This window comes from Phocaeicola faecalis, assembly GCF_021730445.1.
Classification (GTDB): domain Bacteria; phylum Bacteroidota; class Bacteroidia; order Bacteroidales; family Bacteroidaceae; genus Phocaeicola; species Phocaeicola faecalis.
The window spans coordinates 67,916-89,920 of record NZ_JADNRM010000015.1 but is presented as its reverse complement, the minus strand read 5'-3'; the positions used below and the strand labels follow the sequence as shown (position 1 = coordinate 89,920).

At 43.8% G+C, this 22,005-nt stretch carries 22 protein-coding genes and 1 pseudogene; 15 read left to right on the top strand and 8 right to left on the bottom strand.

The features are described 5' to 3' along the window. Positions 1-24: 24 nt before the first annotated feature. The 5 genes from IR173_RS13585 to IR173_RS13565 all read left to right on the top strand — a co-directional run bounded on the left by IR173_RS13585 (position 25) and on the right by IR173_RS13565 (position 6,011). Positions 25-306 carry a putative quinol monooxygenase gene (locus tag IR173_RS13585; RefSeq protein WP_237040132.1) on the top strand — a complete coding sequence of 94 codons (282 nt, stop codon included), beginning with the start codon at positions 25-27 and terminating at the stop codon, positions 304-306. An 840-nt stretch (positions 307-1,146) separates the two neighbouring features. Beyond that, complete coding sequence (locus tag IR173_RS13580) at positions 1,147-2,745, top strand: ABC-F family ATP-binding cassette domain-containing protein (protein WP_237040131.1); 1,599 nt, start codon at positions 1,147-1,149, stop codon at positions 2,743-2,745. A 124-nt stretch (positions 2,746-2,869) separates the two neighbouring features. Next, positions 2,870-3,835, top strand: a complete 966-nt coding sequence (locus IR173_RS13575) for a hypothetical protein (protein ID WP_237040130.1) — start codon at positions 2,870-2,872, stop codon at positions 3,833-3,835. Positions 3,836-3,839: 4 nt separating this feature from the next. Beyond that, positions 3,840-5,069: an acyloxyacyl hydrolase gene (locus IR173_RS13570; RefSeq protein ID WP_394800674.1), complete on the top strand. Its 1,230-nt coding sequence runs from the start codon at positions 3,840-3,842 to the stop codon at positions 5,067-5,069. A 15-nt stretch (positions 5,070-5,084) separates the two neighbouring features. Beyond that, positions 5,085-6,011 carry a hypothetical protein gene (locus IR173_RS13565; RefSeq protein ID WP_237040129.1) on the top strand — a complete coding sequence of 309 codons (927 nt, stop codon included), beginning with the start codon at positions 5,085-5,087 and terminating at the stop codon, positions 6,009-6,011. Positions 6,012-6,043: 32 nt separating this feature from the next. On the opposite strand, the pseudogene IR173_RS18310 reads toward IR173_RS13565, so the two are convergent. The 4 genes and pseudogenes from IR173_RS18310 to IR173_RS13540 form a co-directional block, all read right to left on the bottom strand. Further along, a pseudogene (locus IR173_RS18310) lies at positions 6,044-6,798 on the bottom strand (PD-(D/E)XK nuclease domain-containing protein); the annotation flags it as partial. Then, entirely contained in the window at positions 6,794-6,937 is a 144-nt protein-coding gene (locus tag IR173_RS13550) for an AAA family ATPase (protein WP_449580398.1), read from the bottom strand. The gene IR173_RS13550 and the pseudogene IR173_RS18310, both read right to left, overlap by 5 nt. Positions 6,938-7,211: 274 nt before the next feature. After that, positions 7,212-8,705, bottom strand: a complete 1,494-nt coding sequence (locus IR173_RS13545) for an acetyl-CoA hydrolase/transferase family protein (RefSeq protein ID WP_237040125.1) — start codon at positions 8,703-8,705, stop codon at positions 7,212-7,214. Between the two features lie 39 nt (positions 8,706-8,744). Continuing rightward, on the bottom strand, positions 8,745-9,104 hold the full coding sequence (locus IR173_RS13540) for a hypothetical protein (RefSeq protein WP_237040124.1): 360 nt from the start codon (positions 9,102-9,104) through the stop codon (positions 8,745-8,747). A 378-nt stretch (positions 9,105-9,482) separates the two neighbouring features. Between IR173_RS13540 and miaB the strand changes: the two genes are divergently transcribed. Both miaB and IR173_RS13530 read left to right on the top strand, forming a co-directional pair. Then, positions 9,483-10,853, top strand: a complete 1,371-nt coding sequence (gene miaB / locus IR173_RS13535) for a tRNA (N6-isopentenyl adenosine(37)-C2)-methylthiotransferase MiaB (RefSeq protein WP_237040150.1) — start codon at positions 9,483-9,485, stop codon at positions 10,851-10,853. Next, positions 10,853-11,254: an FKBP-type peptidyl-prolyl cis-trans isomerase gene (locus tag IR173_RS13530; RefSeq protein ID WP_237040123.1), complete on the top strand. Its 402-nt coding sequence runs from the start codon at positions 10,853-10,855 to the stop codon at positions 11,252-11,254. The genes miaB and IR173_RS13530 overlap by 1 nt, the downstream gene beginning before the upstream one ends. A gap of 11 nt (positions 11,255-11,265) precedes the next feature. Here the strand turns inward: IR173_RS13530 and IR173_RS13525 are convergent, their stop codons facing one another. Then, complete coding sequence (locus IR173_RS13525) at positions 11,266-11,502, bottom strand: PspC domain-containing protein (RefSeq protein ID WP_237040122.1); 237 nt, start codon at positions 11,500-11,502, stop codon at positions 11,266-11,268. Between the two features lie 136 nt (positions 11,503-11,638). On the opposite strand from IR173_RS13525, the gene IR173_RS13520 reads away from it, so the two are divergent. From IR173_RS13520 to folK, 7 genes are read left to right on the top strand one after another with little or no spacing between them, the layout of a single operon-like run. Next, positions 11,639-12,535: a class I SAM-dependent methyltransferase gene (locus IR173_RS13520; protein ID WP_237040121.1), complete on the top strand. Its 897-nt coding sequence runs from the start codon at positions 11,639-11,641 to the stop codon at positions 12,533-12,535. Positions 12,536-12,537: 2 nt separating this feature from the next. Then, the gene (locus IR173_RS13515) at positions 12,538-13,407 is read left to right on the top strand and encodes a cell division protein FtsX (RefSeq protein WP_237040120.1); all 870 of its coding nucleotides are present in this window, start codon (positions 12,538-12,540) and stop codon (positions 13,405-13,407) included. An 11-nt stretch (positions 13,408-13,418) separates the two neighbouring features. After that, the gene (locus IR173_RS13510) at positions 13,419-13,652 is read left to right on the top strand and encodes a DUF3098 domain-containing protein (protein WP_022506966.1); all 234 of its coding nucleotides are present in this window, start codon (positions 13,419-13,421) and stop codon (positions 13,650-13,652) included. Positions 13,653-13,666: 14 nt separating this feature from the next. Next, positions 13,667-14,470 (top strand): undecaprenyl-diphosphate phosphatase, encoded by an 804-nt coding sequence (locus IR173_RS13505; RefSeq protein WP_237040119.1) that lies wholly within the window; start codon positions 13,667-13,669, stop codon positions 14,468-14,470. 18 nt (positions 14,471-14,488) lie between these two features. Beyond that, a complete protein-coding gene (truB, locus tag IR173_RS13500; protein WP_237040118.1) occupies positions 14,489-15,193 on the top strand; it encodes a tRNA pseudouridine(55) synthase TruB in 705 nt (234 codons plus the stop codon). Positions 15,194-15,204: 11 nt separating this feature from the next. Next, positions 15,205-16,260 (top strand): tRNA preQ1(34) S-adenosylmethionine ribosyltransferase-isomerase QueA, encoded by a 1,056-nt coding sequence (gene queA / locus IR173_RS13495; protein WP_237040117.1) that lies wholly within the window; start codon positions 15,205-15,207, stop codon positions 16,258-16,260. Between the two features lie 23 nt (positions 16,261-16,283). Then, complete coding sequence (folK, locus tag IR173_RS13490; RefSeq protein ID WP_237040116.1) at positions 16,284-16,784, top strand: 2-amino-4-hydroxy-6-hydroxymethyldihydropteridine diphosphokinase; 501 nt, start codon at positions 16,284-16,286, stop codon at positions 16,782-16,784. On the opposite strand, the gene IR173_RS13485 is transcribed toward folK, so the two are convergent. Beyond that, positions 16,727-17,869 (bottom strand): acyltransferase, encoded by a 1,143-nt coding sequence (locus IR173_RS13485; RefSeq protein WP_237040115.1) that lies wholly within the window; start codon positions 17,867-17,869, stop codon positions 16,727-16,729. The genes folK and IR173_RS13485 overlap by 58 nt on opposite strands. A gap of 15 nt (positions 17,870-17,884) precedes the next feature. Continuing rightward, a complete protein-coding gene (locus IR173_RS13480) occupies positions 17,885-19,714 on the bottom strand; it encodes a metallophosphoesterase (RefSeq protein ID WP_237040114.1) in 1,830 nt (609 codons plus the stop codon). A gap of 474 nt (positions 19,715-20,188) precedes the next feature. Between IR173_RS13480 and IR173_RS13475 the strand changes: the two genes are divergently transcribed. Next, the gene (locus tag IR173_RS13475; protein WP_237040113.1) at positions 20,189-20,332 is read left to right on the top strand and encodes a hypothetical protein; all 144 of its coding nucleotides are present in this window, start codon (positions 20,189-20,191) and stop codon (positions 20,330-20,332) included. A gap of 248 nt (positions 20,333-20,580) precedes the next feature. On the opposite strand, the gene IR173_RS13470 is transcribed toward IR173_RS13475, so the two are convergent. After that, positions 20,581-21,957: an MFS transporter gene (locus tag IR173_RS13470; protein WP_237040112.1), complete on the bottom strand. Its 1,377-nt coding sequence runs from the start codon at positions 21,955-21,957 to the stop codon at positions 20,581-20,583. Positions 21,958-22,005 lie beyond the last annotated feature (48 nt).

The following is a 22,005-nucleotide window of genomic DNA, read 5'->3' as shown; positions in this document are numbered from 1 at the left end:
ACAAAATACGAAACATTAAACATTATGGAAAAGAAAACGATTGTGGCACGTGCTGAGGTACTTGCCGGCAAAGAAAAAGAGTTTATGACTGCGGCTACGGCCTTGATAGAAGGTACTCGTGCCGAAGCAGGTAATATCAGCTACAACCTTTATCAGAATCCTTTCTGCCCTACTCTCTTTATTTTTTATGAGGAGTATAAAGACGAGCAGGCTATGGCGGTGCATGCAGCATCGGCTCACTTTAAGGCTTTTGGTGAGGCTATTGAAGGAATGTTGGCATCAGAACTGATTATTGAATCTTTCTAATGGTTTGGTGATTAGTTTGGTCAAGTAAGAACATTTAATATAATTAGAGGGATGTATCAAAACTTCCCTTTTATCGAATGTGTCGAAACGTGGATAATGCTGTCGTTTCGTTCGTAGGGGCGAGGTTCGCTCGCCCGAAAACAGTTTACTTTGTGTTTTCGGGCAGGCAAACCCTGCCCCTACAGCTGACGATTGGATAGGCAGGTTTAGTTTTGACACACCCCTTTTATTTATGAGCGTTTCGATACACCTTCCTTCTCTTTATGGTATTGGAGTGTGGAATAACGGGGTCGCATTGTTTTCATGGGGATTTAAAGCTCATTCAGAAACAAAGGGAAGAGTAAGCCGTTTCTTAGGGTCAGCCAAGGCTTTTTAAGCAGAAGATTATTACAGTCCGTTGCCGTAGACCGTACAGTCCGTTACAGTGGACTGTATAGTCCGTTATGGTAGACTGTACAGTCCACTGCCGGAGACTGTAGTAATCTGACGGACAGATGGGCATAATCGAAAGGACGAAAAGGCTTAGTCCGGCTAATGAAACGACTTAGGGAGTTCAAAACGTATGCAGCGTTTGAAAATCGGAGGAGACAACATCCGGTGACAGGTGAATAATGTATTATAAGTAAATTTATCGTTTGCTTTTGTATATCACTGAAAACACTTATCTTTGTCCCCGAAATCTAAAAACATTCCGATGAGAATCTAAACATCTATTTTTCAAACAACTATTTATTTCATGTTGGGACGGCAGGCGAAGTGAATTCGTTTGTTGTGTAATAGTTGTCCTCTATTCCCACAATATACATTTCAGTATTAACATTTTAATTTTATAGAAACAGTATGTGTATACATATACAGTCAGTTACTTATATGCATCCTGATAAAGATGTGCTCTTCAGTAACGTTAGTTTCTCTATGGGGAAAGGTGAGAAAGCAGCGCTTATCGGGAATAACGGATCAGGAAAATCGACCTTGATGCAGCTGATAACAAAAGAATTGTCACCTTCGGAAGGTGAAGTGATTTGTTTGGAACCACCTTATTATATTCCTCAACACTTCGGACAATTTAATCATCTGACGATAGCCGGAGCTTTGCGGATTGAAGGAAAGATACAAGCACTTCATGCCATTTTGCAGGGAGATGTTTCTGTGGAGCATTTTACGGTATTGGATGATGATTGGGATATAGAAGAAAAGGCGGTTGCCGCTTTACATGAATGGGGATTGCCGGGAGTGCCTCTCTCCCATCCCATGCATTTGTTAAGTGGAGGAGAAAAGACAAAAGTCTTTTTGGCAGGAATCGCTTTGCACTCACCGTCTTTTATTCTGATGGACGAGCCGACCAATCATTTGGATGATGTGAGTCGTGAGAAATTATATCACTTTATCACTTCTACTTCGTCTGGTGTGTTGGTAGTCAGTCATGACCGGACGTTGCTCAACTTGCTTTCGTCCACGTATGAGCTCTCGGCAAAAGGAGTAATTTATTATGCGGGGAATTATGACTTTTACAAAGAGCAGAAGGAGTTGGCCGTTCAAGCATTGCAAGCTCGGTTGGAAGAGAATGGGAAGCAGTTGCAGAAGGCACGCAGACAGGCACGTGAAGTGATGGAGCGTCAGCAGAAGCATGATGTACGCGGAAAGAAGCAAAATATAAAAAGTGGTGTCGGCAAGATGGCAATGGATACTTTTAAGGACAAGGCGGAGAAAAGTTCGGTTCGCCTGAGCCATGTTCATGCTGATAAAATACAATCGTTGGCAGAAAGCGCTACGGATATTCGCAAGGCATTGCCGGACAGGAAAGGGATGAAGGTGGATTTCAATTCTTCTTCCTTGCATACGGGCAAGACACTTATCACAGTCAGAAATATGAATTATGCTTATCAATCGGATGAGTTATGGCCGCTCCCTCTTGATTTTGTAATAAAAAGCGGTGACCGTATCCATTTGAAAGGTGGAAACGGTAGCGGCAAAACCACTTTACTGAAGTTGCTGGCGGGTGTTCTCACTCCCACGGCGGGTGAACTGATAAGGGCGGATGGGTTGACGTATGTTTATCTCGACCAGGAATATTCCATTATACAGAATGGGCTGTCGGTGCTGGAACAACTCTCCTTCTTTAACAATAAACTTTATGACCATGAGCTTAAAACCATTCTTAACCGCTTTCTTTTCCCTATATCCAGTTGGGATAAGAAATGCAGTTGTCTGAGCGGGGGTGAGAAGATGAAACTTTCCCTGTGTTGCTTGATGGTGAGTGCACAAACTCCTGATTTGTTTATTGTGGACGAACCGACGAACAATATTGATATTATGAATATGGAGATATTGACTGATACTTTGAAGGAGTATCGGGGAACATTATTAGTTGTGAGCCATGATGCCTGTTTTGTGCGGCAAATTAATATAGAGAAGACGATAACATTGTCTTGTTCTTGACATGTGGTGAGGGCTGAAAATCTTCAATATTACGGAGTATCAGATAAATATACCGGTATTTATGGTCATTATTCGGAAATAAGTGTTATTTTTGTCGTAGTGAAAAGACAAACACAAAAACAACATGAAAACTTTCCTACATATCGCAGTATATCTTCTCATTTTCTTGGGATTATCCGGTTGTAATGGCGATGTCTTCATTGAAGATTTTCAGCCTTCTGTTTCTGATGTTACCTTGGATGGAAATGGTGACTCGGTGACTATTCATTTTAAGTCTTCCAACTGGAATCTGTTGCATGTGTATGATTATTATGATAACTCTTCATTATATTATTCAGTTTATGATAAAGACGGTAATATAGTTTCGCAGAATCAGTCGCCTGTTTTGGAAGGGTTGGGCAAAATAGTTTGTGATGATGTCATTTATGAAGATAAGATAGTTGATTTTACCATTGAGCGCACTCATCCTCAGGAAGTGAAGTTAACGGTAAACGAAAATGCGCGCTCTTCTCTTTTCCGGTTTTCCATTATTGCAAGTAATGAATATGAAACGAAAGCAATACATGTAGCCATAACACCTTCCGACAGATATATATTCGACCATATCACTTATTCGCTTGATATGTATAGTTATACGGATACACACATAGAAGAACGTAGGAGCATGGTGATTGATAACAGGGGAAATGGAAACGTAACCAATTATATCTTTCCTTTCCAAAATGAGTATCGTCAGATACAATTCACCAGTAATAATCCCGAGGCTTTTAATTTGTTGGCAAGCAAACCGGAGGTTGAGATTCCCGGCATTGTTGACGGTTATCTGGTGATGAACGGCGAACGAGTGCAATATGCTTCTGATATGCAACGGTTACCTTTGCCTTTTCCTGATACGGAAAAGAAGGCGGTCATAACTCCGGCCCAAACTTCGCAACGTATCACTGTACTGCTGGAATATGAATGGTTTGAGACTTATTTTACTCTTTATGCCGTTCATCCCAAAACCAAAAAAGAGAAAGTCATTACCGGTACTTTGAAAAGCAAGATGCCTAAAAGATACCTCATAAAGTGCGAGAAGCTGAATAATTAGAACAATGAAAGCGAAAGTATTCTTATTATATATTGCCAGCCTTTTGGCTGTTTGTCCGATGGGTGGAAATTTGATGGCTCAGACGGCTACGCAACCGGATGTATTAAAGAATGATACAGCAAGCCATAAGCTGATTCATAGGCTCGGCCTGGATGTACGTCCTAATTATGTGACTCCTACCAATGATTTCTTTGATGGTGACAATATGCATCAACAACGCATCAGGCAGGCCCTTTCTGTACATCTGAAGTATGCTTTTCAGTTTGATAAGAATTCGACTTTAGGCCGGCTCTATCCTCATGCCTATCAGGGTATTGGAGTTTCTTACACTACGTTCTTCTGTCCTTCCGAACTAGGTAATCCCATAGCGGTATATGCTTTTCAGGGGTCACGCATAGCGCAGTTATCGCCCCGTTTGTCATTCGACTATGAATGGAATTTCGGTGCTTCTTTTGGCTGGAAAAAATATGATGAGATATATAATCCGCAGAATGAGGTTATCGGGTCAAAAATCAATGCCTATATCAATCTGGGATTTTTTCTGAATTGGCGGATTAATCCGCAATGGAGCTTGACGGCAGGTATGGATTTTACTCATTACTCTAATGGAAATACACATTTTCCCAATGCAGGAGTGAATCCGATTGGCGGAAGAATAGGTGTTGTGCGTACTTTTGGAAATGATGAGACGGTGGCTGTGAAAGGTGCTAAACCGTTATCCATCAAACCTTATATCAGTTATGATTTGGTTGTATATGGTGCTACTCGTAAAAAAGGGTTTGTAGATGGCTATGACGTTTGTCTGGTGCCCGGCTCTTTTGGCGTTGTGGGGCTGAATTTTAATCCAATGTACAATTTCAACAAGTATTTTAGGGCCGGTGTCTCTATGGATGCACAATATGATGAGAGTGCCAATATCAAAGACTATCGGGTAGAAGGAAGTTCATCAAGCGATGCGAAGTTTCATCGCCCTCCTTTCCACAAGCAGTTTGCTGTCGGTCTGTCTGTACGCGGAGAGCTGGTCATGCCTATTTTTTCTATCAATGCCGGTGTCGGACGGAATTTGATATACAGTGGTGATGATACGGAAGGTTTTTATCAAGTTCTGGCTCTCAAGGCTTCCATTACACCGCGCTTGTTCTTGCATGTCGGCTATCAGTTGAATAAATTTAAGAACCCCAACAACCTGATGTTGGGATTTGGATACCGCTTTTACAAGGGAAACGGTAAATGATAGACGTATCGGCTTATGAAAAGAATCTGTGTATTATATGTCATCTTAAGTATCTGTGCAACTGTTTCTTCTCAGATAAAATTCCCGGAGATAAAGTGGATGAGTGACAGTTTGATTTTTATAAGAGAGAAGGAAGCATTGCGCTATGGTGTTGAAACATTTGGCAATGGCCTTTATGCAGATTCGCTTGTTCATTATTTGGATACAATATATTATGTGGAAACTCAGATGAAGAATTCTGTACCGGATTCCATTTTTCAGGCAGTTTGGAAGAATGATACACTCACCTATCGGGTACGTCCGAAGATATATCGGGGCTATGATTATGATGATAAATTGAAAAAGAAATTACGCAATTTAGTGGTAGAGAGTAGAATATATCCTTTTGCCCGTTTCTCTGCCTGTATTGAGGGATTGGATGAGGCTATGATTGAAGTGTTGGAAAATTCCATGTTGCGCATGGAGTGTCCTCTTCCTATGCTGAAGAATAATTCTCAGACTTGTATTTTTTATGCGTTGGATGCTTTGTTTCAAACGTATGGCATTTATACCGAACCGGTGATTACCCGTAATGCTTCTTATACGCGTGAAGAGGATTTAAATGCTTTCTTCGATTACTTTCTAACCTTCGAAGCTTCTTATCCGTGTCGTTATAAAGAGATAAAGGAGGCTGTTTTTCCCAATAACTGTATTTTGGCCTTTTATAATGGTTATAATCATATCATCCATGCCGTGTTCTATCGCAATGGTTTGTTTTATACAAAGAATGGTTGGTTTGCTCCCATGGTGCTTCCTACTCTATATCCCATATTGAAATCCTATAGTCGTTGGGATACTCCATTGAAAGGGTTGAGCAAAGTAGGTAAGCAGTTGAAAAGCGATAAAATAGTTGTATACACCTTGAACAAGGATTTATTTGGACTGACAAATATCACTGATTGATGTATGATACCCGGGATATACTTCTTGCACAATTATATTTCTTCACATCTCACCATATCCCAGCCTCTGAATTGTAGCAACAATTTGTGCAGGGTTGTCTTTGCCGCCAGCTGTGTGACTATTTTGTCTGGACTGTATTGCATCAGTTGGCGTCGTCCTTCCGCTGCTTGTACTCCGAGTTCGGCATCGGTAGCTGTGCGGAGAGCATATTTTAACTCCAGAATATAACTGTGTTGCACATCCGGGTAACGCGATTTATCCGGTAAAAGAAAGAAATTACAGTAGCCATAATTCATTTCCAGTTCAGGCTCTACCAGATAATAAGAAGCGAGTGCAAGGTAAGCTTTCAAGAAGCCTTGTAGATTTCTTTCGCCCTCCATACCGTTTCGTATGGAAGAATAGCGCAAGCTATTGTTTCAAAGAACGGCTTCCAATGGCCGTCGTAGGCGAAATCGTCTATCAGGTCTTTCAGGTGAGAAAGGTTCAGCGAATGAGTTTGTTGATAATAATCCCGCAGGAAACCGAAATATTGTTCACGTACGCAATTGTTGGGAATGCACATTCTCAGGCGGTCTCCTCTTGTGCCACAAATGGTGAGTAGTCCGTAATAGTAAAGCAGGCTGCGGAAATTTTCAATATCCGTTACCTTTTCGGATGGGAAAGAGGTATGCAAGTCTACCAATATCTCTCCTTTTGCAGCAATTTCTTCGATGGTGCTCATGCGACTACCTTCATGGGTTTGGTCATGGTCTATGCGTGCCAGCATTTTTAATTTGCTGTAGTCAGTCATAGTAAGTGCGCATCATGCTCAGAAACAGGCTCTTCCCGAACCGTCTGGGACGGATAAGGAAAAGGTAGCTTGGCATTTTTTCGATGAGCGGCAGATACATAGTCTTGTCTACGAAATAAAAGTTTTCATTTCGCATACGGTTGAAATCGGATATTCCGTAAGGTATTCCTTTAACTTGGTTCATATTGACAACGTTTATAAAAACAGTAAGGACAAAGTTGGTTTATTCCGTTCAATAAATCAACGTTTGCAGCGGTATTATGTTTTTAAGTTTCTTGTCTCATTTAATTTCTGCCCGGTAATTGCTAAACTACCCTAGGGTAAACAGGCAACTACTGCATAGTAATTGTTCCATTACCCTAGGGTAGTTTGAACCCTGTTCGAACTGCCTTTGATAAGGCAGCAATTCGTTATTTATATTCTGCCCAATCAATCAGGCGCATATCACCTTTCTTGGCCAGTGTATCGTGCATGGCCAATGCAGCCGAAATGCAATGAGGGGTCTGTCCTTTGGAAGCCATCTTTACATAATCCCACAGGATATTCTTGTAATCCGGGTGGGCACAGTTTTCGATAATGGCATGTGAACGTTCCACCGGACTCTTTCCGCGGAGGTCGGCAACACCTTGCTCGGTAATAATGATATTTACATCATGCTCACTGTGGTCTTCATGTGATACCATAGGAACGATGGCGCTGATTTTTCCTTCTTTGGCAACAGACGGACAGGTAAAAATGGAGATGTACGCATTGCGGGTGAAGTCGCCCGAGCCACCGATACCATTCATCATCTTCGTTCCGCTGATATGTGTGGAATTGACATTACCATAAATATCTGCTTCGATGGCAGTATTGATAGAGATAACACCGAGACGGCGGATTATTTCCGGGCTGTTTGATATTTCGGACGGACGCATGACCAGCTTGTCGCGGAAGAAATCGATATCATCATAAATACCTTGCAGACAGTCATTGGTCACTGTCAATGAACAGGTACTTCCAAATTTGACACGTCCTTGGCGAATCAGGTCTACTACGGCGTCCTGCAATACTTCGGTATACATTTCGAACGCAGGAATCGTTTTGTCACGTCCCAATGCACCTAGTACGGCATTGGCAATGTTACCTACCCCACTTTGCAATGGCAGGAATCCGGCGGGGATGATACCGCGTTTCATATCAGCTGCCAGGAAGTCGGCTACATTTTGTCCAATCTGGTCGGTGATGGGGTCAGGTGCCGTAAATGAACGTGCCTGGTCGGGTGTATTCACTTCCACTACACCGATAATCTTTTTCGGATCTACTTGCACATAAGGCAATCCGATGCGGTCACTCGGTTTGAAGATGGGTATCTCGCGACGGTAAGGCGGGTCAAGTGGTTCGTACACATCATGCAGTCCCATACCGTTTTTGCTATGGGCGGCATTCAGTTCGATAATCACTTTATCTGCCAGACGTGCAATAGTCGGAGCGATACCTCCGGCAGCGGTCAGATATACTTTACCATCGGGAGTAATCTCGCAAGCTTCCAGAATAGCTACGTCCACTTTGCCCATGAAGCCATAACGGACTTCCTGTGCCATTTGTGACAAATGAATATCATTATAAGCTATTTCTCCATTGTTTACCGCTTTACGGAAATCAGGGTTTGTGGTATAAGGGGCGCGATAGCGGATGGCTTTTATTCTTGACAGAATACCGTCGGTTGCATCTCCTGTAGAAGCGCCGGTAAAGATACCAATCTGGAACGGATTACCTTTGGCATGCTCTTCTTCTGCAATCTTTGCGATTTCAGGGGTTACGGCTTTGGGGGTTCCTGCCGGGGTAAAGCCACTTAGTCCGATGTTATAGCCATGCTTTACATAGCTGGCAGCTTCGGCTGCTGAAATGATATTAAATCCCATGATATTCAATGTGTTTTCTGGTTGTTAGTATTGTTGTTATTAATATTTCCGATTGAAAATCTCCGAGTAAATAAAGGCCCGTCGTGCTTCTTCACGTGTACTGAGTTTGATACGGGTGTTTTCGTCCGAGGGCTTATCTTTATTTTTGCTATCCATAGCGACAATCGGTGTCGATTTGAATGTTTCTTTCTTTTTCTTATAAGCAGGTTGTGGTTTACTTTTCACTGGTCGTGGTGAAACTGTCTGCCCCTCTCCTTCTATTTCTTCGATTGTGGGAAACATATCAGTAAGAACTTCATGGGGAGAAGGTGTGGCTGTTTCTTTTTTAGCCTTGGTAATTTGTTGCACAATGGCAATTGCAATGATTACCACGAATATTAATACTTGGACAATTTCCATAGGCTTATCTTTTTAGAGGGTTTGATAACGAACGGTCAAAGTTAGAAATTTATTTCTTTCCCTACTAACAAAAAGGCATAAAAAAAGGAAGAGAACTTCACAGTTGTCTTCCCTTATTTTTTTAACCTAAACCTTAACTATGAAAAAATCTAATGTTTTTCAGAAGCAAAGATGCAAATTATCTGAATACGTTGGTAACGCAAACGGAGTTTTTTGTTCATTGGTTATGATAATTTAACGGTTGGGGCTTTTAATGGCTTTCATTCTGCCTTTTTCTGTCTGAATATCAAGCTATAAATATGCAAAAATCAAACAGAATATGAGGGAATTTGGTGGGAACTCAATATCTTTGCAGCGAATTTATAAAAAGAGAATATGATGAAAGAAACAACAGGAGCAGACTTTAAATCTGCAACTGAACAGGAAAACAAGAAACTGTTTATTGAGACGTATGGTTGCCAGATGAATGTGGCGGATAGTGAAGTGATTGCTTCTATCATGCAGATGGCAGGTTATAGTGTATGTGATACTTTGGAGGATGCGGACGCGGTGTTTATGAATACTTGTTCCATTCGTGACAATGCAGAACAGAAGATACTGAACCGATTGGAGTTTTTCCATTCGATGAGGAAAAACAAAAAGAGAAACCTGATTGTCGGCGTGCTGGGCTGTATGGCTGAGCGTGTAAAGGAAGATTTGATAGAGAATCACCATGTCGATTTGGTAGTGGGGCCGGATGCTTATCTCACATTGCCCGACCTGATTGCTGCTGTCGAAGCGGGGGAGAAAGCGATTAATGTAGACTTGTCGACCACGGAAACGTATCGTGACGTGATTCCCTCACGTATTTGCGGAAACCATATTTCGGGCTTTGTCAGCATTATGCGTGGTTGCAATAATTTTTGCCATTATTGCATAGTGCCTTATACTCGCGGCCGGGAACGCAGCCGTGATGTGGAGAGTATCTTGAATGAGGTGCGCGACCTGGCTGATAAAGGTTACAAGGAAGTGACTTTGCTGGGACAGAACGTTAATTCCTATCGCTTTGAGAAAGAGAATGAAGTGATTACTTTCCCGATGTTGCTTCGCACTGTCGCTGAGGCTGTTCCGGGAATGCGTGTCCGCTTTACTACTTCACATCCTAAGGATATGAGTGACGAAACCTTGCAGGTGATAGCCGAAGTACCGAACGTTTGCAAACATATTCATTTACCCGTGCAGAGTGGAAGTTCGCGCATACTGAAGTTGATGAACCGTAAATATACGCGTGAATGGTATTTGGACAGGGTAGAGGCCATTCGCCGAATCATTCCCGATTGTGGGTTAAGCACGGATATTTTTTCCGGCTATCATTCTGAGACGGAGGAAGATCATCAGGAATCTTTGTCTTTGATGCGTGAGTGTGCGTACGATTCTGCTTTCATGTTTAAATATTCGGAACGTCCCGGAACGTATGCTTCCAAACATTTGCCGGATGATGTGCCCGAAGAAGTCAAGATTCGTCGTCTGAACGAGATTATTGAGTTGCAGAACCAACTTTCTGCCGAAAGTAATGCCAAAGATGTGGGAAAGACATTTGAAGTGATGGTGGAAGGCGTGTCGAAACGTTCGAAAGAGCAACTGTTCGGACGCACGCAACAAAATAAGGTGGTGGTGTTTGACCGTGGAAATCACCGCATCGGCGATTTTGTAAATGTACGTATAACAGAAGCCAGTTCAGCCACGCTGAAAGGAGAAGAAGTTTTCTGATGGGAAAGAAAGAAGAATATAAAGAAAAGAATCTGCAGTATTTGCAGGTTCTTTCTACTCAAGCAGATGTCTGCTCTTTACCCTGTGGGATATTTTATAAAGTGTTGCAGACAGGAACCGGAACGGTTTCACCCAACGTTCGCAGCATTGTCACCGTTCATTATAAAGGCAGCCTGATAACCGGGAAAGAGTTTGATAACTCTTATAGCCGTAACTGTCCCGAAGCATTTCGCCTCTGTGATGTCATCGATGGATGGCAGTTGGCACTCCAACAAATGCATACAGGGGATAAATGGATTATCTATATTCCTTATCACTTGGGATACGGAAGCCGCACCAGCGGTCCGATTCCAGCTTTCTCCACTTTGATATTTGAAGTAGAGTTGCTGGGTATTGCCTGAAGCAGCTGACGTTATCTGCCGTGTAACTTCTCGTTTACTCTGTCTTCATACCCGTCACGATATCTTTTTTCAGGCATTATAATCCACAGGATTAGATAGATGATTCCTCCCGAAAAAGCGGTAAAGAAGGTTACCAGAGCATAAACGATGCGTACTGTTGATACCTCCCAGCCGAAATATTCGGCTATTCCTGCACATACGCCGGCGAGTATTCTATTGTTTGAACGAAGCAGTCTTTTGTTTTCCATTTCTCAGCTATTAAAATTTTATATGCAAAAATAGGGAAAAACCAAATGTATAGTTAACTTATACTCTTAAAAGTACTTAAAGGAAAGCTCTTGTAATTCATTTTATTTGTTATTTTGCAGCAAATTAGGGCTAAAAGTGAACAGACTCAAGATAGATACTTGTCCGTTGTGCGGCGGAAAACAGTTAGAACATGCAATAACTTGTACAGATAATTATGCTTCGGGCGAAAAGTTCGAGGTGATGCGTTGCACCCATTGCGGCTTTCTTTTTACACAAGAAGCACCGGTAGAGGCGGAAATAGGCAGGTATTATGAAACTCCCGATTATATTTCACACAGTGATACCAATAAAGGCTTGATGAACCGGGTGTATCATCAGGTCCGCAAGTATATGCTATCCCGCAAGGCCAAACTGATTAAACGTACGTCTGGGCTGAGTAAAGGCAGCCTGTTGGATATCGGAACAGGTACGGGCTACTTCAGCAATGCCATGAAGGAACGCGGCTGGCGTGTGCGGGCGATAGAGAAGAATGCTAAAGCACGTGCGTTTGCCAAAGAGCATTTTGAACTGGAGGTAGATGCGGAAGATGCTTTGGCGGGATATGCCGACCATTCGTTTGATGCAATTACCCTGTGGCATGTGATGGAACATTTGGAACATCTGAATGAAACTTGGGAAAGGCTGGCGGTTCTGTTGAAAGACAGGGGAGTGCTGATAGTTGCGGTTCCCAATCCGTCTTCGTATGATGCGGTGAAATATAAGGAATGGTGGGCTGCGTATGATGTCCCCAGGCATTTATGGCATTTCACACCGTCGGCTATGCAACAATTCGGGGTGAAACATGGTTTTAAGCTTGCCGAGCAACATCCGATGCCATTTGATGCTTTTTATGTTTCTATGTTGACAGAGAAATATAAAGGAAGCCGTTTCTCTTTCCTGAAAGGAATGTGGACGGGACTGTTGGCTTGGTTTAGCACGTTAGCCAGGAAAGGGCGTAGTAGTTCAATGATTTATGTATTCAGAAAGAAGTAATTATGGGAAAGAAATCAACGTCTTTTTTCGATATGCAGTTCATTACTTCCAGCATTAGCACTATGTTGGTGTTGCTTTTGTTGGGTATGGTGGTCTTCTTTGTGTTATCAGCCAATAATCTTTCTAAGTACGTTCGTGAGAATATCAGTTTTTCTGTCCTTGTCAGTGACGATATGAAGGAAGCGGATGCCATCAAGTTTCAAAAGAAGCTGAATGCAGAGCCTTTCGTTAAGGAAACTTATTATATTTCTAAAGAACAAGCCCTGAAAGAGCAAACAGAGGCGATGGGAACAGACCCTGCTGAGTTTTTGGGATATAACCCTTTTACTGCCTCCATTGAGATAAAACTGAATGCCGATTATGCCAATTCGGATAGTATAGCCTGGATTGAAGAGAAGATTATGACCAACAAGAAGGTGATGGAGATTAATTATCCGCAAGATTTACTGGATGCGGTGAATAGTAATATCCGTCGAATCAGTTTCTTGCTGCTGGGGCTTGCCGCACTTCTTACGTTGATTTCCTTTGCATTGATAAACAATACCATACGTCTTGCTATATATTCTAAACGTTTTTTAATTCACACCATGAAACTGGTAGGAGCGAGTTGGGGATTTATTCGGAAACCTTTCTTGGTCCGGAATATATGGATTGGTGTATTGGCGGCTGTTATGGCTGATGCGGCATTAATCGGAATGGCTTACGCACTTGTGAGATATGAACCCGAATTGATAGAGATTATTACTCCCATGACGATGTTGCTGGTGATGTCGTCGGTTTTTGTTTTCGGTGTGATTATTACTTTTATGTGTGCTTATATATCAATAAACAAATATTTGCGTATGAAAGCCGGTGCGCTTTATTACATCTAATTAAAAAGGATATGGACAAACAGAAATTTGCCTTTGATAAAACAAACTTTATCTTACTGGCCATAGGCATGGCTGTCGTAATTATCGGTTTCCTGTTGATGACAGGCCCTAGTTCTACAGAAGGATATTTTGAACCGGATATTTTCAGTGTACGCCGAATCAAGGTAGCGCCTGCAGTCTGTTTCTTTGGTTTTATTTTTATGATATACGGTATCGTGCGAAAGCCGAAAGTAACGAAAGAATAAAGAGGTAAAAGAGTATGGAATGGTTTGAGGCATTAATTCTTGGTTTGCTCCAGGGATTGACAGAGTATTTGCCGGTCAGCAGCAGTGGTCATTTGGCTATCGGATCGGCTTTGTTTGGAATACAAGGTGAAGACAATCTCACATTTACAATAGCAGTACATGTGGCAACTGTATTAAGTACGCTGGTTGTTTTATGGAAAGAGATAGACTGGATTTTCCGTGGACTGTTTAAGTGTGAGATGAATGCGGAGACAAAGTATGTATTGAATATCCTTGTTTCTATGATACCTATCGGAATCGTAGGAGTGTTCTTTAAAGACTATGTAGAAGAAATTTTCGGGTCGGGACTGTTGATTGTAGGCTGTATGCTGTTGGTAACGGCTTTATTGCTTACTTTCTCATATTATGCAAAGCCTCGTGTGAAAGAGAACATTAGTATGCGTGATGCGTTTATCATAGGTTTGGCGCAGGCTTGTGCCGTGTTGCCGGGCTTGTCTCGTTCGGGCAGTACCATTGCTACCGGTTTGTTGCTGGGAGACAATAAGGCTAAACTGGCACAGTTCTCGTTCTTGATGGTGATTCCTCCCATTTTGGGTGAAGCGTTGCTGGATGGAATGAAGATAGTAAAAGGAGCTGCGGCAGGAACGACGGACATTTCGGTTCTGTCACTGGTAATAGGTTTTGTAGCTGCTTTTGTTGCTGGTTGCATTGCTTGCAAGTGGATGATTAATATAGTGAAGAAGGGTAAGTTGATTTATTTTGCTATCTATTGTGCCGTTGTTGGGGCAATTACGATAGCTTGTTCATTGGCAGCATAAACCGTAGGGGCAAGAAGCATGAATTTTAAAGAAGGAGAAGTATTATATTTCGATAAACCGCTGAAGTGGACATCTTTTGCGGTGGTCAATAAGATAAGATATCACATTTGTCGCAAATTGGGTGTGAAGAAGTTGAAGGTAGGGCATGCAGGGACGTTGGACCCTCTGGCTACGGGGGTGATGATTATTTGCACGGGCAAAGCGACAAAACGGATTGAAGAATTTCAATATCACACTAAGGAGTATGTGGCTACATTGCAATTGGGTGCTACCACTCCTTCTTATGATTTGGAGAAAGAGATAGATGCCACTTATCCTACGGAGCATATCACCCGTGAGTTGGTGGAAGAAACATTGAAACGTTTCATTGGCAGCATTGAGCAGATACCGCCTGCTTTTTCGGCTTGTAAGATTGACGGTGAGCGTGCCTACGATCTTGCGCGAAAGGGAGAGGAGGTAAATCTGAAACCTAAAACGCTGGTGATAGACGAGATAGAGTTATTGGAGTGCAATCTTCCTGAGATAAAAATCAGGGTAGTGTGTAGTAAGGGAACTTATATCCGTGCGCTGGCCCGTGATATTGGTGAAGCTCTGAATAGCGGTGCACACCTCATCGGTCTGGTTCGTACCCGTGTGGGCAAAGTAAAGCTGGAGGACTGTATGCAGGTGGAAGATTTTCCCGAATGGCTTGACCGACAAGAAATAGAAGTTATAAACGAATAAGGAGAGATAAGATGAAACTGTCGCAATTTAAATTTAAACTGCCGGAGGAGAAGATAGCTTTGCATCCGGCCAAGTACAGAGATGAGTCGCGTCTGATGGTTGTTAACAAAGCAACAGGACGGATTGAGCACAAGGTATTTAAGGATATCTTGGAGTATTTTGATGATAAAGATGTGTTTATCTTTAATGATACGAAAGTTTTTCCTGCGCGTTTGTATGGAAATAAAGAGAAGACTGGTGCACGTATAGAGGTATTCCTGTTGCGTGAACTGAATGAGGAACTTCGCTTGTGGGATGTGTTGGTAGATCCGGCACGTAAAATCCGTATCGGTAATAAGCTGTATTTTGGTGATGACGACTCTATGGTGGCCGAAGTAATCGACAATACCACTTCTCGCGGACGTACTTTGCGATTCCTTTATGATGGGCCTCACGATGAATTCAAGAAAGCTCTTTATGCTTTGGGTGAAGCTCCGCTGCCCAGTTTCATCCGTCGTCCGGTAGAAGAAGAAGATGCAGAACGTTTTCAGACTATCTTTGCCAAGAATGAAGGTGCGGTAACGGCTCCGACAGCGGGCCTTCATTTCAGCCGTGAGCTGATGAAGCGTATGGAAATCAAAGGAATAGACTTTGCTTATGTGACCATGCATGCCGGATTGGGTAACTTCCGCGAGATTGATGTGGAAGACCTTACCAAGCATAAGATGGATTCCGAACAGATGTTCGTTGATTCTACGGCCTGCAGCATTGTCAATAAGGCAAAAGATGAGAACAGACGTGTCTGTGCGGTGGGTACCACTGTGATGCGTGCAATTGAAACAGCCGTCGGCACAGACGGACACCTGAAAGAATTTGAAGGCTGGACGAATAAGTTTATCTTCCCTCCTTATGATTTCTCGGTGGCCAACAGCATGATTACTAACTTCCACATGCCGCTTTCCACATTGCTGATGCTGGTAGCTGCCTATGGCGGTTATGATTTGGTTATGGAAGCCTATAACACCGCTTTGAAAGAAGATTATCGTTTTGGAACGTATGGCGATGCCATGCTGATTTTAGATAAATAAGTAATTGATAAAGAGCATTGTGTATGGAGGTTTATTTAGGGCTTGGAACCAACTTGGGCGATAAGGAAGCCAACCTGCATGCGGCTGTGCAACAGATAAATATGCGGATAGGGAAGGTGACTTCCCTTTCCGCTTTTTATGTTACTGCTCCTTGGGGCTTTTCTTCCGGACATTCATTTCTGAATGCTGCCTGCTGTGTCGAGACTTCTCTGTCTCCCTTTGGTGTTTTAGAAGAAACGCAGTCAATAGAGCGTGACTTAGGCCGTACCAAGAAGTCTGTTGACGGTAACTATAGTGACCGCTTGATTGATATTGACATCTTGCTGTATGGCGATTTAATACTGAATACACCTACTTTGACTCTTCCTCATCCTCTTATGCATGAGCGGCTTTTTGTGATGGAGCCGTTGGCAGAGATAGCACCGAAAGTAGTGCATCCGGTATTGAAGCAAACCATATTTTCAGTTTATGCCACCAGTCGTCGCGTCACCTTGGATGCCGACATCATTCTGACTATCAGATAACTGACGAAGAAGGCAACCACAGCTATGCAGATTATGTGAACCACTGCCGGAACTCCTTTAGGCAACCATGCGGCAAACATATCATACCCCATTTGTACAAAGACAAAGTGGCAAAGGTAGATGCCGAAGGTCATCGAGGCCAGCCGGGAAAGGGCAGGAGAGTAGGGAACTTTGATTTTCTGTACAATGATAAAGACAGGAAAGGTCATCATAAATACATTGATGCCGCCAAATAACCATACGATTTCCAGATAGGCATAATTGCCCGGAAAGTATTCCTGCATGATAAGGTAACCTCCAAATGTAATGGCATATCCTGCCGCAAACATGGGTATGCCGATGGAGAGAGTTTTTCTCCAACTCCATTGCAAGGGATATTTCACCAGATAATAAGCTAATATCAGATAACCGATGAAGCCTGACACATAGTAAAAGGAACCGAAAGCATTCCAGTCACAAACACCCAGAATATCCATATTCCCCCAATTGCCGATATAGCCCAGTGCGGGAGCCGCCATCTTCAGATAGGGAAGAAACAAGGATACTCCCCAAATGCGAAGAAACAGTTTGACGTCTTTTTGCGAGGCGCGGTCGAGCCATGCCCCGAAAATGGGGATAACGAGATATAACCCTACCAGCATATAAAGATACCAAAGGGGCGTAGTGTCGTAGTTGAAATTAAAGATAAAGGTACATATCTTGGTCACTGTCATTGGCCATGTGAAGGTGGACATATCGATAGTGGGGTTGTCGGTGGTGGCAATGTAGTTCAGATATACGAAGTACAGCACCGGCAGCATGACCGACCAGAAAATGAGGGGCACCACGATGCGCCCGATACGTTTCCGGTAGAACTCGCTCATGCCGCTGCGTATGGGGAACAGCAAGACTCCGGTCATCATGACGAACAGAGGTACACAACTTCGCACCGCGCTTCCCGCAGCACACCCTTGCAGGAAAGTGCTGCGGTCTGTATCAAAGCGCGCCACAAACGGGTCGCAACAATGTGCAAACACGACCAGAAAACAGGCGATAACGCGCAACAGGTCTATCCAACCTATGGTTTCTTTTCTTCTCAATTCCATCTGTGGCCAAGCGTTTTATACGGTAATATTAAGTAGAACTTCTCCCTTGGTGTTCAACACCTTTATTCTCAGTTCGCCTTTCTTTTTCTCAATCACCATCACTGTGGCACTATCCATGTCATATCCTCCGCCGACAACGACAGGAAAGTTATTGTCCAGTTTTCCTTTCGGATGATAGGCATACTCGTGCGTATGCGCATTCAGGCTTACGTTGAAGGGGGCTTTTTTCAGCAACGGTTTCCATAAGTCTTCGCAAAGGTTCTTATAATCGTTTCCATATAGGGGAATATGGTGAATCAGGATTCGTTTTCCGGCTTTCTTGAATTCTTTGGATGCCAGTTCTTTTTTCAGGAAGTCCACCTGCTCATTACGCAGTTGGGTAAAGTCGTTCAAACCGTAATATACCCAGTGGTCATCCGGTTTGTCTTCACCGCAGTCCAGCATCACGATACGTGTATCACCCCAGTTGAAAGCGCCGTAAGTCTTGTTGCCCACATAGTCATAATGGTCGCGCAGGCCGATAGAATAAGCATTCCGTATTTCGTGGTTGCCGCGCATGAAGAAAGTAGGTACGCGGTCGCTATGCACTCCTTCCGTCAGTTCGCTGATAAAGGTGGTTGCCTGTTCGTGGCTGGCAGGATCGTCTACACAATCACCGTTGAATACTACAAAATCGTAGTCGATATTCTGAATCTGTTGGCACAAGGCGCGGAAAGTTTGGGGATGTTGGTGCAAGTCATTGAACACTACGGCAGTGAAGTTATCGCTGTCGGGGGCAGGAAGGGTGAATTCACTGAATTCCGATTGGGCGGTATTGCCGAATACTTTGTTATAAGCCTGATAGCGCAGAATTTCTTGTGAGCAGACGCGGTAATAGTATTTCTGTCCCGGCTGTAAACCGTCCAGGCGGATTTTATGCAGTTTGTTGTTACACACCGCTTGTCCGTCCATAATGGTGCGCGCACGTTGCAGTTGGGTCGAGTCGGTTCCATATTCCACCCAGCAGTAGGCCGGAACGGTAGTCTCCCACATCACGGTGATTCCATTTCCTACCGGATTCTGCAAATAAGGTTTTGTACGGAATATCTTTTCTGTTTTTTCTGCTGTGCGGAGGGTTACCACCAGCGGGCGATGGTCGGATGCTACCGGTTCGTCCAGCACTTTGGAGGAGATGGCGGCAAATCCTTTGGCGTTATTTTTCAGGGTAACAATATAGTCGAGTGTTTCTTTCGGTTTGGGGGCGGGGAAAGTGGGCACCTTCGGGTTGGAAAGTATCTGGAAGTCCTTTTGGAGCCCTTTGATAAAATCGGACTGAGGTTCGGCATTCATGTCTCCGGCCAGGAAGAAGGGCTTTTGGACAGAAGCAGCAAAATCCTTTATCATGTTCAGTGAAGTCATTCGGTCTTCCTCCGTCAGCGAGAGATGGGTGCAACAATAGATATAGTCTTCAAATTCGGCCATAATGAGTGCGCGGGCCTCTTCACGGCCCGGCAGTGCCATAGTCCGGATACAGACAGGAACTTGCTTGGTGAGCAGTCCGATGCCGTATTTTCCTCCGTCGTAATCGATAGCAGGAGCAAAGTAGGCGTGCATTTGCGTACGTTCAGCTATTTCGCCGAGTACGTATGTTTTTCCGCTGCGGTTGGTCATACTGTCCAGTTCCTGGATGGCTACGGCATCGGGGCAGGCATTATTTATCACATTGGCCACACGCTGGAAATTCTGTACGTTATCCATGCCGTTGGCATTTTTGATGTTGTAAGTCATTAACTTTAAGGTGTTTTGAGCTTGTGCGACCGAGAGTGTCAGTAGGGCTGTAACAGCCAGAAAGAGTGTCTTTTTCATGTTTTATCCGGTATTATTTAAATTGAAACGCTTCAAAGGTAAGGATAAAAAATATGATTTTGGCACTCGTTTGTGTTAAAAACAACTGTGCCTTATCGTCCTACAAGCGAAAAGCTGTTTCTTCCTTCCTCCTTTCACTAACCGTTGAAACGCTCTGCTGATGGGGGTTTCGGTAGTGAAGGGACATCCCGTCACTGTCCTTTCAGCCTCCTTTCATTCGTAGAATTTCTTCCGGCTTGACTTTTTCTATAACGCTTTCATTTACGGTAGGGGCGGACCCATGTGTCCGCCCGATGACTTAAAGCAGACTGTTCTCGGGCAGACACATGGGTCTGCCCCTACAGAAACCGGTGGGCTAAAAAATGTGTAGACATACAATTGCTGAAGGCAGATTGTGAAGGGACTTGGAAAGCGCGGCTGAAGGGAGGATGAGGGGATGTGCTGTCATCTTTAACCGGTTGATAACCAGTGTGTATGAATCAAAATGAAAGGATGAAGGGAGAAGAGGGAATGACCGGCTTAATGAGGGGATACTCCCAACTGCCCCTACATGAAAAACATGCCGAGCTTTTTAAAAAAGATGGTGAAGTTTTTAAGAAACCTCCTAATCTTTTTTGAAAACCTCAAGGTCTTTTTTGAAAAGCTCAAAGTCTTTTTGCTCACACATCGAAGTTGTCAACTAAATCCAGTACACTTCACACATACGGTGGCATCAGCCTATACGTATATACGCGTAAGCCCACACGTATATATGCATCGGGCTACACGTACGTATGCATCAGCCTGCATGTATATATGTCATTGTGTCAGGCTCCGTCATATCCTGACGGTTGTCCTGATACCGTATCAGGTTTTCGGGAGTTCTTTCATTTCTTTCCTGCGGGCGAAGCCTGTGTCATTCGGATACAGCTCACTATCCCTGCTCCGACAGCGAATAATATGGCTAGAAACAAACAAGCCTGTGCACGTTCTCCTTCAGAGAATATTCGGAAAAGCAACGCCACCAATGTAGTGCCTAATGTTTGTCCCAGTAACCGGGCTGTCCCCAGCATGCCGCTTGCGCCACCGCTCCGTCGGGTAGGGGCGGAAGAAACAATGGTGACATTATTGGGAGTTTGAAACAGTCCGAAGCCCATACCGCAGAGAGCCATCCGCCATACAATATTCCAGCTTTCGGGATGTTCGGGAAGAATATAGAGTGAGAAAAGTCCTGCTGCAAATACGGCCATTCCCATTCCTCCCAACAGTCCCGGATGCACACGCTCTACAAGTCGTCCGGCAAGAGGGGCTGTCAATATCGTGGCCAAAGGCCAGGGAGTCAGCAACAGTCCGATTTCGACGGCATTATAATGCAATACATTCTGCATAAAGAAAGGCAAGGACACCATTGCCAACATTTGTGCCGTGAATGAAGTGATGGATGTACCGATGGAGAGTGCAAAGATAGGGATACGCATTAAGTCGACCGGCAGGATGGGGGCTTCTTGTTTGAGTTGCCGGCGGATGAAGAATGTTCCTATGATGGCCAGCATCACGATTTGCAGTCCGATGAAGTCGCGGTTCTCGGAATGTGCAAAGCCCTCCAAAGAATAAATCAGCAGTCCGAAAGTCAGTGCATTGGCTATTGCACTGATTTTATCGAACTTATGTCGTTTTTCGGCAGGCGGATTGTGCGGTAGCAAGCGATGGCCGATGATGAGTGCCGCCAGTCCCAACGGGATGTTGATGACAAACAGCCAGTGCCAGCTTCCCAAGGCCAGAATACTGCCGGCGATGGACGGTCCGGCTGCTGCCGAAACTGCAACGACCATGGCGTTCACTCCCATGCCGCGTCCCAATATTTGTGGCGGATAAATCAGTCGGATAAGTGCCGTGTTGACACTCATTACACATGCGGCTCCAAATCCTTGGATGACGCGTGCCGCCGTCAGCATCCAGAAAGAAGCGGATAAGGCACAAGCCAATGATGCACCGACAAATATAGAAATACCGATAAGGAATATGCGCCTGTATCCATAGATGTCGCCCAATGAGGCGAAGGAAAGCAGTGTCATGGTGATAACCAATTGGTAGGCATTGACAATCCAAATGGCCGTTGAGGGTGTTACATCGAAATCGTGTGCTAGCGTAGGCAGGGCGATATTCATAATCGTCCCATCCAGAACTGACATCATAATAGCCAGCAATACGGCTATTACAGCTAAATATTGTCGTGGTATAAAGGCAATCTTTTCTTTATTCATGTTGCAAAATTAACGTAAATCGGGCAGACTCGGTTTAATTTCTTCTAA